We start from the raw sequence: 12,536 nt of genomic DNA on the forward strand, positions 1-12,536 counted from the left end.
AATCTGCCTTTTCCGACGCAGGCTTCATAGTGGAATAGCCATCGCGATTCAATCGCCGCCATGCGGCCCGTCAGCGCCCAAAACCTGCCGCCGCCACGGCCGACCTTCAGGTCATGGACAGGCGTGGTGAGCGCGGTGGCGCCGCCGCCAATTGAGGATGTGGGCCGTGGCCAGGATGACGCCGCCGACCACCGTCAGCGGACGCTCCCACTCGGCCGATGGGACCTCAAGAGCGCCGGCCAGCATCAGGCCTAGGCCCAACGCCGCCAGGGCGACGAGCGCCCAGGCATGAGGTCGAAGCGTCCGCCAGTCCACGAGCGCCGTCAGCGCGATCGGCGCTGCGGCGCAGATGAACGCCACATGCACCCATTCGGCGCGGGCCCACACGCCAAGGAACGGCAGGACCAAGGCCAGCACCGGCAACCCCAGGCAATGGACGAGGCAGAGGGCCGACAGGCTGATCGCCGAGGCGTCCATGGCGCGCGCCAGGGTCATTTTCATCGCGGGCCTTCCTTTCAACTGAAAATCATCGCCGCCGGGCCTTCGATGCGGGTGCGGTTCAGGGCCGCCCACGTCGCCAGCAGCCGGCAATAGACTTGCCTGTGCGCCTCGATCGCGATCCAGGCGCCAAACGTCGCCGCCTCCCGTTGAATGTTATATTATAACACTCGTAACCGGTCACGACGGCGACGGCAAGCCTCGATGTCAGGCCTTCAGATCGAGGACGGTCATAGGGCCAGGGCGGCCGTCAGGTCGCCCGGCGCGACGCCGCCCGCGGCGACCATGGCCTGGTCGCGGGCGACGACGCCTGGCAGCGGCTCGAGGCCGAAGCGGCGGTTGAGGAACCGCTGGATCGAGCCGGTGTCATAGAGGGTGTGGTCGACATGGCCCTTCCGGGCGTGGGGCGAGACGATCACGGTGGGAACGCGCGTGCCCGGTCCCCAGCGGTCGCCCCTGGGCGGCGCCACATGGTCCCACCAGCCGCCATTCTCGTCGAAGGTGACGATGACCAGCATCTTGTCCCACTGCGGTCCGTTTTTCAGGGCGTCGATCGCACGAGCAATGTGGCGGTCGCCCGCATCGACGTCCGAATAGCCCGCATGCATGTTGAGGTCGCCCTGCGGCTTGTAGAAGGTCACCGCCGGCAGCCGCCCGGCCGCGGCGTCGGCCAGGAACCGGTTGGTGCGCGGACTGTCGCCCAGGCCGGCGTCGCGCAGTCGCTTGGCCCGCTCGGCCGTGCCCGGCGCGAAGCTCCTGAAGTAGTTCAGCGGCTGGTGATGGGCCTGGAAGTTCGGCTTGGCGGGAAACAGGACCTCCTCGTCCTGGCCGCCGGCCAGGGCCGCGCTCCACGCGCCGGCGTACCAGGCCCAGTCGACGCCCTTGGCGCTCAGCCGGTCGCCGATCGTGGCGTGGACCTGCGGCACGAGGGTCGTCGGCTGGGACGGGTCGGCCAGGTCCGGATCGGTCTTGTCCTGGCTCCAACTGGGCGCATAGGCCGGGGCCATGGTGTTGACCGCCCAGAAGTCGGGGGTCAGCGTGCTGGGGCCAAAGCGCGGCCGCCCGTCCAGGGCGCTGGCGGGCGAGTCGACTAGGGGCTTAAGCCGCGCGCCCTTGGGATCGTCGCCCTCGACCTGGGCGATGACGGCCCCGGCCGGGCTGGCGGCGGCGTCCGGATAGAACGGCGGCTGGGCGGCGACCAGGTACTGGTGGTTCAGGAACGAGCCGCCGAACGCGCCCATGAAGAAGTTGTCGCAAAGCGTATATTGCTCGGCCAGCCGCCACAGGCGCAGGTTCACCGCTGCGTCGCCATAATGCCCCATGACCATCGCGCCGCTGTCGCCCCAGGCGACGAACTGGTCGTTGCGCCCGCCGTTGATCTGCATCTGGTTCTGGTAGAAGGCATGCAGCAGGTCGCGGGTGACCACCCCGTGCGGCAGGGGATCGCCCGCCTGGGTCTTCAGGGCGAACGGCGCGTTGGCCTGCGGCGGCAGGTCCGCCTCGGCGATGTGGTAGCGCCCGTGCTCGACCACCTGCTCGTGCGGGACCAGTCCGCCCCAGATCGGCGGCAGGCGGTCCAGCACCCGGCCGTCCCGATCACGTTGCCGCGCCCTTTCCGGCGGCAGGCCGGCCAGCGGCTCGCGCAGTCCCGGGAAGCCGGCGAACAGGTTGTTGAAGCTGCGGTTCTCGGCATAGATCACCACGACCGTGTCGATGACGCTGGCCAGGCGACGATCGATCTGGCGGGCCGAGGGGCGCTCCGGTCCGAAGACGGCGGCGTTGGCGTCCTTCACGCCAAGGGCCGCGCCGGCGACGCCGGCCAGGGCCACCGCCCCGAACAGGCGGCGACGGGATGGATCGGCGGGCCTGGACGCTCCGGCGCCCGCGCGATCGGGATCGCCGGGTTTGTCAGCCATGGGACTCTCCTGGTGTGCGGCGAGGACGCGCGGCGCTCAGCCCGCAGGCGCGCCTCGCACGCTGTTGTTGGTTCGGTCGCGATCGGGGATGCGGTGATCCGGGTCGATCACCGCCTCGATTGCGGGCGAGGCGGCGTCGATCGCGAACACGTGAGATCCCGACTGCATCCAGGTCTCGACCGGGATGCGGATGTCCCGCCGGCTTCCGTCCTGGAAGGTCACCCGCAGGGTGGCGGGCAACACCAGCTGGCCGCGGTTCTCGACGGTGACCCGCGCGCCCTTGGCCGGGTCGCTGTCCTGGACGAGGTCGCTCACGCCCATGTCGAGCGTCCAGTTGTTCATGTACCAGCCGCGCCAGAACCAGCTCAGGTCCTCGCCGCCGGCGCTCTCCATGGCCCGGAAAAAGTCGCTGGGCTTGGGGTGCTTGAACGCCCAGTCCGCGATGAACTTGCGGAAGGCCGGATCAAAGCGGTCCGGACCCAGGATGTCCTCGCGCAGCAGGGTCAGGCCGAACGCCGATTTGAAATAGGTGATCGGGTGGCGGTACTTTTCCTTGATGGTGTCGGCGCGCGACAGGATCGGCGGCGCGGCGGCGTCCTCCAGGACGGCGGCGATCTGGTCGGCCGGCGCCCCCCCGCCCGGCGCATATTCGGAATCGCGCTTGGGCCCGTAGACGCCGTTCTGGAAGGCGTCGGACTCGTAGACGTCGATGAAGGTGTTGAAGCCCTCGTCCATCCAGGCGTCGCGCCGCTCGTCGAAGCCGACGATCATCGGAAACCAAGTGTGGCCGATCTCGTGCGCCGAAATCCAAAACAGGGTCTTGCCGGCGTCGTCGACCCCGTCGAACACGATGCCCGGATACTCCATGCCGGTGGCCGGACCGGCCACGTTGATGGCGTTCGGATAGGGATAGGGATACCAGCGCGCCGAGAACTGCTCGACGGCGTGCTTGACGTATTCGGTCGAGCGGCTCCAGGCCCCCTCGCTGACGCTTTCGGGCGGATAGACCGACTGGGCCAGGGCGGTCTTGCCGCCCGGCAGGTTGATGCGGGCGGCGTCCCAGACGAAGCCGCGCGAGGCGGTGAAGGCCACGTCCCGGGTGTCGCTCATATGGAAGCGCCAGGTCCTGGTCGCCTTGGCCGGACCGGTCGCGGCGACCTCCTGCGGCGTGCGGATCACCACGGTCTTGTCGCTGGCGGCGGCCTGGGCCAGGCGTTGCTGCTGGGCGGCGCTCAGCACGTCCTTGGGATTGGTCAGGGCGCCGGAGCCCGCGACGATCATGTCGTCCGGCACGGTGACGGCGTAGTCGATGTCGCCGTATTCCAGGTAGAACTCGTTGGCCAGGTACGGCAGCGTGTCCCAGCCGCGCAGGTCGTCATAGACGGCCATGCGCGGATACCACTGGGCGATGTCGAAGATCTCGCCGGCGCTCGACGATCCCCAGGCGGTGCGGCCGCCGAACAGGCCGGGCACGGTGTAGTGGTAGCGGACCTTCAGCTTCAGCTGGCCGCCCGATTTCAGCGCCTTGGGCAGGGTGACGCGCATGCGGGTGTCGTCGACCAGGAACGGGACCGCGCCGACGCCCTCGATCTCGACCGCCTCGATCGCATAGCCGTCGGTGAAGGCGTCACGCGGTTCGCCGCCCTGCGAGGCGGCGCGGGAATCGGAGCGATAGATGTTCTGGTCCAATTGCAGCCACAGCATGTCCAGCGTGTCGGGGCTGCGATTGGCGTAGGTGATGGTCTCCTGGGCCGACAGGGTCTTGGCGGCCGGATCCAGCTTGGCGTCGATGCTGTAGTCGACCCTGTTCTGCCAATAGGCCGCGCCCGGCGCGCCGCCGGCGCTGCGCTGGGCGCTCGGCGGCGACGGGAGGCCCAGCGGCGCGAAGGTCTTGAGCGGAACATAGTCGTTAGCTCCCGGCGAGGGGGCCGCGACCTGGGCGTGGGCGAGCGGCGCAGCCGCCAGACTCGCGGCCAGGGCCAGGATGGAGACCCGGCTCAACGCTTGGCTCCCGACTTGGCTGAGCCGGCCATCCGCCTGGGCCGCGCCCGCGCCGAAGGCCAGCAGGCGGGCGGCGCCGGTCAGCAGGTTGCGCATCTTGGAAGTCCCCATGGCGGACGGCTCAGCCGCCCTGATCGAGGCGGAAGAACAGGCCCTTCTCGCCATCGTGGTCAAGGTCATGCGGCCCGAAAGGGTGATCATCCCGTCGGTCAGCTTGACGCCCCGGCGGCTGATCACCTCGACGACCTCGTTGGGCTCGCGGAAAGTCACGCTAAGGCGTTATGATATAACATACTACAATAGAACAAGCGGAAATTCGGAAACAACGACAAGAGCGTCGAAAGCGCGCTAGCGGCGGCGATGCGCGCTCTGGATGCCGAACTCGCTCACCCGGACCTGCTGACCAGGAATGACCGACGCACTTGGCAGCGCCCGTTCTCGCCAGCGCCCGCCCAGCAACAGACTGGCGCATCAGATTCCCGCACCAGGAGAATATCGCCTAATAGGAGAGATATCGAAGGATATGATTAACGTAGAAATAGTTAAAATGTAGCATTCAAGAGCCAACCTAGAGCGGCTAATTCGGAAATATACTGAATTATCGCGCCGAAATACCCACCTTTGGGTATTTAACAACAAGTTAATACGGGTAAATCATGAAATCCTCGGCGCGGGGTGCGGCGGGGTGGGCGAGGATTTTCCACGTTTGCAGGACCAGACTACGGAGACACAGATGAAGATGCTTGTCGGCGCCACCGCGGCGCTCGCCTTGACGGTGCTGGCCGTCCCGGCCTTTGCTCAGAGCACGGCTTCGGCGTCGGGCTCCGGCACGGCCACCATCATCCGCGGCCTTTCGGTGACCAACAACGCCAACCTGGCCTTCGGCACCATCGTGCGGCCGTCGGCTGGCGGCAATTCGGTGGGCGTCAGCACGGCCGGAGCCCGCTCGGTCACCGGCGGCGGCGATGCGGTCGCCCTGGGCTCGACCAGCGCCTCGGCCGCCCAGTTCACCGTGGCCGGTGAAGGCGGCCAGTCGATCTCTGTCGGCGTGCCGGCGTCCTTCAGCATGCTCAATGGCTCCGACAGCCTGCTGGTCACCACCAGCAACGACCTGGTCGGCTCGGCCAGCGCCCAGCTGCTGAGCGGATCGCTGGGCGGTTCGGGCTCGCTGGTCGTCAAGGTCGGCGGCTCCTTCCCGGTGACGACCACCACCGCCACGGGGACCTATACCGGCAGCTTCACGGTCAGCGCCAACTACAATTAACCTTCTGGAAACGTCGCACCGGAACTCGCGGTTTCAGGAAAGCCGCGAGTTTCCGTCTGCCCTTAACGTCAAGGTGAGACAATTCGCGCTGTTGCGCATCGTTGTGATTTCGCGAACGCTTCAGCCAAGAACCAAAATGACTTGAAACGGGGGGATGATGTTTTCGCGAAGACTGTTCGGTCTGGCCGCGATTTCGATGGCCATGGCGATAGCCGCCGGCGCACCATCCCTCGCGACGGCCCAGGTCGGGGCCGACCTCAGCATTTCCCCCAAGCGCGTGACCTTCGATGAGGCCGGTCGCAGCGCCACCGTCTACATCTTCAATCGCGGTTCCCAGGCGGCGACCTACAGCCTGGGCCTCGTCGATCGGGTCATGACCCCCGACGGCCAGATCCGCACGGTTGCGGAAGCCGCCGGCGCGCCGGACGGCGTTGCGGCCGGCGCCCGGCTGAAATCGGCGGCGGCGCTGCTGACCTTCGCCCCGCGGCGGGTCACCCTGAAGCCGGGGGAAAGCCAGACCGTCCGCATCCGGGTGCTGCGGCCCGCCGACCTGGCGGTCGGCGAATATCGCAGCCATCTGACCGTCACCGACGTGCCGCCCGAAACCGCCGGTCTCACCGCCGAGGAGGCGGCCGCTCCCGGGGCGGGCGAACTGGCCGTCCGGGTGGTCGCCCTGTTCAGCGTCAGCATTCCGGTCATCGTCCGCCAGGGGCCGGCGGACGTCCAGGCCGGGATCGACGCCGTCCGGTTCTCGGTCAAGGATTCGCCCGCTTCGGGCGCGGCCGGAGCGAAACGCACCGGCGTGCTGTCGGTCGACCTTGTCCGCCAGGGCGCCAGCTCGCTGTTCGGCGACGTCGAGATCCGCGCCGTCAAGGCCGGCAAGCCCGGCGAGGTCATTGGCGGGGCCAAGGGGGTCGCCGTCTATGGCGAGATCGACCGCCGCACCCTCGCCCTGCCCCTGACCCGAGTCCCGGCCAGCGGCGAGACCCTCAACATCGTCCTGCGCGACGACGACACCCGCGCGGGGACGGCCCTGGCCACGGCTGACTTCACGGTCCCATGAACCGCTGCGCTCCCGTGATCGTGGCGACGGCGCTGCTGGCGGCCGGCGGCGGCCGGGCCGCGACCCCGGCGCCGGCCGTGGTCGCCCCGGAGGCCGTCCCGCCCGGCGCAGAGCAGGCGCCGATCGTCGACCGGCCGCCGCTGTTCTCCCCCGACGACCTGCTGTTGTTCGAGGTGCATGTCGCCGACGAGACCCTCAGCGACGGTCTGGGCGCCTATTCTTCGCGGGCCGGGATATTCGTGCCGCTGGGCGAGCTGTCGCGGCTGCTGGACCTGGCCATCGTGGTCGATCCCTCGCGGCGACGAGCCGAGGGTTGGGTGGCCTCGGAGGACAACCGGTTCCGCCTCGACCTCGACAGCCGCCAGGCGCGGGCCGGCGGCCGGGATTTCAGCCTGGCCCCGACCGACGTCGCCTTCCAGGGCGACGAGATCTATGTCCGTCTCGACCTGCTGCAGCAGATCCTGCCGCTCGACGCCAAGGCCGACCTGGCCGACCTGACCCTGACCCTGACGCCGCGCATCGCGCTGCCGTTTCAGGACCGCCTGGCCCGCGAGCGTCGCCGCCTCGGGCCGGCCGGCGGTGCAGGCCAGGAGGCGGTCACCACCCTGGTCACCCCCTACGAGGCCTTCACCGCCCCGTCGATCGACCTCAATCTTTCCACCGGGGCCGGCAATCACCAGCCGCGCCGCACCGGCGTCTACGAGGTTCGGGCGGCCGGCGACCTCGCCTGGACCGGGCTGCAGGTCTTCGCCGGCTCCGACAGCGACTGGCGGCTCAACACCCTGCGTCTGCTGCTGACCCGCAAGGATCCCGACGGCAAGACCGCCGGGCCGTTCGGCGCCACCCTGGCCAGCGCCGGCGACACCTTCTCGCCGGCCCTGGCCCTGGGCGCGCGCAGCGTCGGCGGCCGCGGCGTGGCGATCACCTCCGCGCCGCTGGAGCAGCTCAACGTGTTCGACCGCGTCGACCTGCGCGGCGAACTGCCGCTGGGCTACCAGGTCGAGCTCTATGTCAACGAGGTGCTGCGCGCGGCGCAGTCGCAGCCGATCCAGGGCCGCTACGAGTTCCTCCAGGTCAGCCTGACCTACGGCCAGAACGTCGTGCGGCTGGTGTTCTACGGCCCGCACGGCGAGCGGCGCGAGGAGGTGCGGCGGGTCAATGTCGGCGGCGGCCAGTTGGCCAAAGGCCAGACCGTCTACAGATTCGGCGCCGTCCAGGAAGGCGCGCCGCTGTTCGACGTCGATGGCGCCGGCTTGGCGGGGGCGGTCGCCGGCCAGGGCCAGTGGCGGATCGCCGGCAGCCTGGCCCACGGGATCAGCGCCGCCACCACCCTGACGGCGGGCGTCTCGCAATATACGCCCCGGCCGGACGACACGCGGCGGGTCGCGACCCTGGGCGTGGCGACCTCGCTGGCCGGCTACGCGCTGCAACTGGACGCGGCCGGAGACGGCGGCGGCGGCGGGGCGGCGGCGGTCGGACTGGCCGGTCGCGCGGGCGACGTCTCGCTGGTCGTCCGCCACAGCGAATATGCCGGCGGCTTCATCGACGAGGTGCAGCCCGCCGCCCTGGGCGCCGCGATCGCCCTGCGCCGCAACACCAGCCTCTATGCCGACCTGGTGGCGCGGCTGGGCAAGGCCGACCTGCCGCTGTCCCTGCGGCTGGGCCGCGACCAGTTCGTCGACGGCGAACGGCGGGTCCAGGCCAGCGCCCGCCTGAGCCAGGTGCTGGGACGTTACCTGATCTCCTCGGCCTGGGACTATCAGCAGGTGTCCGGCGGCGCGAGCGCCGGCGCCGAGATGTTCACCGGCGCGCTCGACGCCTCGGTCCTGACCGGCGGAGCCTGGCAGGTGCGCGGCGGCCTGGCCTATGAACTGGCGCCGAGCGCCCGGCTGAAGGCCGCCGTGATCTCGGCCGACCGCCAGATCGCCGAGCGCAGCGCCCTGCACCTGAGCCTGGGCCACGCCTTCGAAGGCGGCCAGACCTCGCTCCAGGCCGCCCAGACCTGGCGCCTGCGGCCGATGGATCTGTCCCTGGCCGCCAGCTACACCACCGGAACCAACGACTTCCGCATCGGGCTGCAGATCAATCTGGGCCTGACCTTCGATCCCCTGCGCGGACGCTACCGGGCCCTGGGCCCGGGCGCCGCCTCGGGCGGGGCGGTGGCGGTCGAGTCGTTCATCGACACCAATGGCGACGGCCGCCGCCAGGCCGGGGAACAGGCCCTGCCCGGGGTCTCGATCCTCGGCGGCCGGCGGCCGGCGGTCACCGACGCCTCGGGCGAGGCGGTGGCCAGCGGCCTGGGCGACGGCGCCTGGGCCCAGGTCCAGATCGACGCCGATTCCGTCGACGATCCCTATCTGGCCATGCCGCCCCGCACCCTGCGGCTGACTCCGCGCCCCGGCCGGGTGGCGGTCGCGGCCTTTCCGCTGACCGTGACCGGCGAGGTCGAGCTGCATGTGCTGTTCCAGCGCCCCGGCCAGGCGGCGCGCGGGCTGTCGGCGGTCCAGGTCCAGCTGGTCGACGCGACCGGCCGGATCGCGGCCGAAGGACGCAGCGAATATGACGGGACCCTGGTCCTGGAAGGCCTGAGACCCGGCCCCTACGCCGTCCGCCTGGAGCCCGACCAGGCCCGGCGCCTCAGACTGGCCATGGCCGCGCCGGCCGGCCTGACGGTTCCGGCCACCGGCGGCTTCGCCGGCCGGGCGACGATCAACCTTGAACTAGGCGCCCCATGACCCGTTTTCCCGCCGCGACAAGAAAGCCCAGTCCAAGCCATTCCCGCCGCAATCCCGGCCAATACCCAGTGTTGGGGATTGAAGGACGGCTGTGTTTTCCGCAACTATTTCCCATGGCTGGGGCATTGCCAAAAACTTTACTGGGGCTTGGATTGGCGTTGATCTTCAGCGCCGGCGCGGCTCGGGCTGAAACGCTTTCGGTATCGGCGCCCGCAGCGCTGGGCGTGGGCAAGATCGTCGCGGATTCTTCGGTGTCCCGTTTCCATGTCGACGCCGCGACTGGGGCGGTCACCCGCGTCAGCGGCACGGCCATCCGGCTGACCGCCACCAACGCCGCCGTGCCGACGGTGACGATCACCTGCACTCAGTCGTCCGGCAACTGCAAGAAGACCTATACGGTGACGATCACCAACGGAACGACCACCTCCGGCCGCTCGACCAGCATTCCGACCTTCAACGTCTCCGACCTGGCGACCCAGGCCGGCGTGACCTTCTCGCCCGCGGCGCCCAGCCCGGCTTCGCCCCTGGTGTTCTCGATCGTCAGCACCAACAACAATTTCACCGCCACCTTCAAGCTGGCCTTTGATGCAACCTTCAATTCCAGCGCCACGACCGGTTCGACGGCCTGGAGCTACAGCGTGGCGGTGAACTGATGCGCGCGTCTTTTTCCCGTCCGGCCGCCTGGCGGGTCTGCGGCGCGATCGCCGCGGCGACCCTGATGGCCACCGCCGCCTACGCCGCCGAGCGCACCGTCGCCGGGACCGCGACGATCATCCGGACCATGAGCGTCTCGACCACCGCCCAGATGTCGTTCGGCCGGCTGCAGTACAACGGCGCCGGCCCGGCGACCGCTTCGGTCGTGGTGCGGGCCGCCCCGCCGATGGCGCGAGGCTCGACCGACGTCCAGCTGCTGCCCAATGGCGGCGAGACCCCGGCCATCCGGGTGATCACCGGCGAGCCGGGCCGGATCTACCGGGTGACGCCGCCGGGCTCGGCGACGGCCGCGCCGGGCGGACTGACGGTCACCGGCTTCACCCTGTGGTCGGCCAACAGCGGCGACATCACCGCCAGCCGGCTCGGCCAACTCGACGCCCAAGGCAAGGACACCATCCGCATCGGCGCGAGCCTGATGGTTCCCAAGGGCACCAAGAACGACACCTTCACCGCCAACACGCCGGTGACCATCACCTACGACTAGCTGACCGCGAGGTTCATCGTTCGACAATCACGGCGGAACCGTTCAGCGTCGTCCGGATTACGGGGTGACGCGCGGACATCCAAGACGGCGATCATGGCCAATCCCCGCTCCACCGCCAGCCTGTTCGGCCATCCCTTCCATGTGATGCTCGTGCCGATCCCCGTGACCTGCTTCGCGGGCACGCTGTTCACCGACATCGCCTACTGGAAGACGGCCAACATGCAGTGGGCCAACATGTCGGCCTGGCTGCTGACGGCCGGCCTGGTGGTCGCGGTCTTCGCCGTGCTGGCCGGGATCATCGACTTCCTGGGCGAGCGGCGCATCCGCGCGCTGAGATCGGCCTGGATCCACGCGATCGGCAACGCCCTGGCGCTGGTCCTGTCGATCTTCAACGCCTTCGTGCACAGCCGCGACGCCTATACGTCGGTGGTCCCCACCGGCCTGGTCCTGTCGGCCCTGGTGGTGCTGATCCTGCTGGTCACCGGCTGGAACGGCTGGACGATGGTCCATCGCCACCGGGTCGGCGTCCGTTCAGAGGGCGACCCATGAAGGCGCCACACCTCAGCCTCTGCGGCGCGGTCATTTTGAGCCTGGCCGCCTGCGGTCCCAAGCCGATCGATCCGCATCGCCAGATCGGGGCCGATCCCTTCCTGCCGCCAATTCACCAGTACCTTCTGCCGCCCATGCGGGTGCCGAAGATCACGCCCTGGGGCGAGGCTGCGCCCACCGCGGCGCCGGGCCTGACGATCAAGGCGCTCGCCCGCGACCTGAAGAATCCGCGCTCGCTCTACGTGCTGCCGAACGGCGACGTGCTGGTGGTGGAATCCGACGGTCCCAAGTCGCCGCCTCCGGCCCGCCCGAAAGAGTTCATCATGGACCTGATCGAGAAGCAGGCCCACTCCTCGACCAAGGCCGGAAACCGCATCGTGCTGCTGCGCGACGCCGACGGCGACGGCGTCCCCGAACTCCGGACGGTGTTCATCGACCACCTGAACTCGCCGTTCGGCGTGACCCTGGTCGGCGGCGACCTCTATGTCGCCAACACCGACGCGGTGCTGCGCTTCCCCTATCAGCCCGGCCAGACCCGGATCACCGCGCCCGGAGTCAAGCTCTGCGACCTGCCGGGCGGGCCGATCAACCACCACTGGACCAAGAGCCTGACCGCCAGCCCGGACGGGACCAAGCTCTATGCCGGCGTCGGCTCCAACAGCAACATCACCGAAAACGGCCTGCAGGCCGAGGTCGGTCGCGCCGCGATCTGGGAAATCGACCGGGCCACCGGCGCCCAGCGCCTGTTCGCCACCGGCCTGCGCAACCCCAACGGCCTGCAGTTCGAGCCGACGACCCAGGCGCTGTGGACCGTCGTCAACGAGCGCGACGAACTCGGCCCCGACCTCGTGCCCGACTATCTGACCTCGGTGAAGGACGGCGGCTTCTATGGCTGGCCCTACAGCTATTTCGGCCAGCACCTCGATCCGCGCGTCCACCCCCAGCGGCCGGACCTGGTCAAGACGGCGATCAGGCCCGACTACGCCCTGTCCTCGCACGTCGCGCCGCTGGGCCTGGTGTTCTACACCGGGACCAGCCTGCCGGCCGCCTATCGCGGCGGGGCCTTCGTCGGCGAGCACGGCAGCTGGAACCGCGGCGAATTGAACGGCTATCGGGTCGTCTATGTCCCGTTCGCCAACGGCCGCCCCTCGGGCATGGCCAGGGACGTGGTCACCGATTTCCTGGCCCCGGACGGCAAGGCCGTGCGCGGCCGCCCGGTCGGCCTGGCGGTCGACGGCCGCGGGGCGCTGCTGATCGCCGACGACGCCGGCGGCGTGGTCTGGCGGGTGACGGGCGCGGGCGGCTGACCGTC

The 12,536-nt window shown here is 69.5% G+C and carries 10 protein-coding genes; 7 read left to right on the top strand and 3 right to left on the bottom strand.

Annotation, left to right across the window (positions count from 1 at the left end; translation table 11 throughout):
• Window positions 1–111: 111 nt before the first annotated feature.
• The 3 genes from ACIPQB_RS15130 to ACIPQB_RS15140 all read right to left on the bottom strand — a co-directional run bounded on the left by ACIPQB_RS15130 (window position 112) and on the right by ACIPQB_RS15140 (window position 4,685).
• On the bottom strand, window positions 112–501 hold the full coding sequence (locus tag ACIPQB_RS15130; protein ID WP_446486072.1) for a MerC domain-containing protein: 390 nt from the start codon (window positions 499–501) through the stop codon (window positions 112–114).
• A 227-nt stretch (window positions 502–728) separates the two neighbouring features.
• Entirely contained in the window at window positions 729–2,414 is a 1,686-nt protein-coding gene (gene acpA, locus ACIPQB_RS15135) for an acid phosphatase (RefSeq protein ID WP_446486073.1), read from the bottom strand.
• Window positions 2,415–2,450: 36 nt separating this feature from the next.
• Entirely contained in the window at window positions 2,451–4,685 is a 2,235-nt protein-coding gene (locus tag ACIPQB_RS15140; RefSeq protein WP_446486074.1) for a M1 family metallopeptidase, read from the bottom strand.
• A 463-nt stretch (window positions 4,686–5,148) separates the two neighbouring features.
• On the opposite strand from ACIPQB_RS15140, the gene ACIPQB_RS15145 reads away from it, so the two are divergent.
• The 7 genes from ACIPQB_RS15145 (at window position 5,149) to ACIPQB_RS15175 (ending at window position 12,531) form a co-directional block, all read left to right on the top strand.
• Window positions 5,149–5,679: a DUF4402 domain-containing protein gene (locus tag ACIPQB_RS15145; RefSeq protein WP_446486075.1), complete on the top strand. Its 531-nt coding sequence runs from the start codon at window positions 5,149–5,151 to the stop codon at window positions 5,677–5,679.
• Between the two features lie 202 nt (window positions 5,680–5,881).
• Window positions 5,882–6,742, top strand: a complete 861-nt coding sequence (locus tag ACIPQB_RS15150) for a hypothetical protein (protein WP_446486076.1) — start codon at window positions 5,882–5,884, stop codon at window positions 6,740–6,742.
• Window positions 6,739–9,477, top strand: coding sequence for a hypothetical protein (locus tag ACIPQB_RS15155; protein WP_446486077.1), 2,739 nt, complete (start codon window positions 6,739–6,741; stop codon window positions 9,475–9,477). The genes ACIPQB_RS15150 and ACIPQB_RS15155 overlap by 4 nt, the downstream gene beginning before the upstream one ends.
• Window positions 9,478–9,728: 251 nt before the next feature.
• Window positions 9,729–10,130, top strand: a complete 402-nt coding sequence (locus tag ACIPQB_RS15160) for a hypothetical protein (RefSeq protein WP_446486078.1) — start codon at window positions 9,729–9,731, stop codon at window positions 10,128–10,130.
• Window positions 10,130–10,675, top strand: a complete 546-nt coding sequence (locus tag ACIPQB_RS15165; protein WP_446486079.1) for a DUF4402 domain-containing protein — start codon at window positions 10,130–10,132, stop codon at window positions 10,673–10,675. The genes ACIPQB_RS15160 and ACIPQB_RS15165 overlap by 1 nt, the downstream gene beginning before the upstream one ends.
• Before the next feature lie 93 nt (window positions 10,676–10,768).
• On the top strand, window positions 10,769–11,224 hold the full coding sequence (locus ACIPQB_RS15170) for a DUF2231 domain-containing protein (protein ID WP_446486080.1): 456 nt from the start codon (window positions 10,769–10,771) through the stop codon (window positions 11,222–11,224).
• A complete protein-coding gene (locus ACIPQB_RS15175; RefSeq protein ID WP_446486081.1) occupies window positions 11,221–12,531 on the top strand; it encodes a PQQ-dependent sugar dehydrogenase in 1,311 nt (436 codons plus the stop codon). The genes ACIPQB_RS15170 and ACIPQB_RS15175 overlap by 4 nt, the downstream gene beginning before the upstream one ends.
• Window positions 12,532–12,536 lie beyond the last annotated feature (5 nt).

The sequence above is a fragment of the Caulobacter sp. LARHSG274 genome (assembly GCF_052871235.1).

What these genes read in the sequence shown, in the direction of transcription:
- ACIPQB_RS15130 (WP_446486072.1), bottom strand. Translation starts at nt 501, where the DNA reads ATGAAAATGACCCTGGCGCGCGCCATGGACGCCTCGGCGATCAGCCTG.
- acpA (WP_446486073.1), bottom strand. Translation starts at nt 2,414, where the DNA reads ATGGCTGACAAACCCGGCGATCCCGATCGCGCGGGCGCCGGAGCGTCC.
- ACIPQB_RS15145 (WP_446486075.1), top strand. Translation starts at nt 5,149, where the DNA reads ATGAAGATGCTTGTCGGCGCCACCGCGGCGCTCGCCTTGACGGTGCTG.
- ACIPQB_RS15150 (WP_446486076.1), top strand. Translation starts at nt 5,882, where the DNA reads ATGGCGATAGCCGCCGGCGCACCATCCCTCGCGACGGCCCAGGTCGGG.
- ACIPQB_RS15155 (WP_446486077.1), top strand. Translation starts at nt 6,739, where the DNA reads ATGAACCGCTGCGCTCCCGTGATCGTGGCGACGGCGCTGCTGGCGGCC.
- ACIPQB_RS15165 (WP_446486079.1), top strand. Translation starts at nt 10,130, where the DNA reads ATGCGCGCGTCTTTTTCCCGTCCGGCCGCCTGGCGGGTCTGCGGCGCG.
- ACIPQB_RS15170 (WP_446486080.1), top strand. Translation starts at nt 10,769, where the DNA reads ATGGCCAATCCCCGCTCCACCGCCAGCCTGTTCGGCCATCCCTTCCAT.
- ACIPQB_RS15175 (WP_446486081.1), top strand. Translation starts at nt 11,221, where the DNA reads ATGAAGGCGCCACACCTCAGCCTCTGCGGCGCGGTCATTTTGAGCCTG.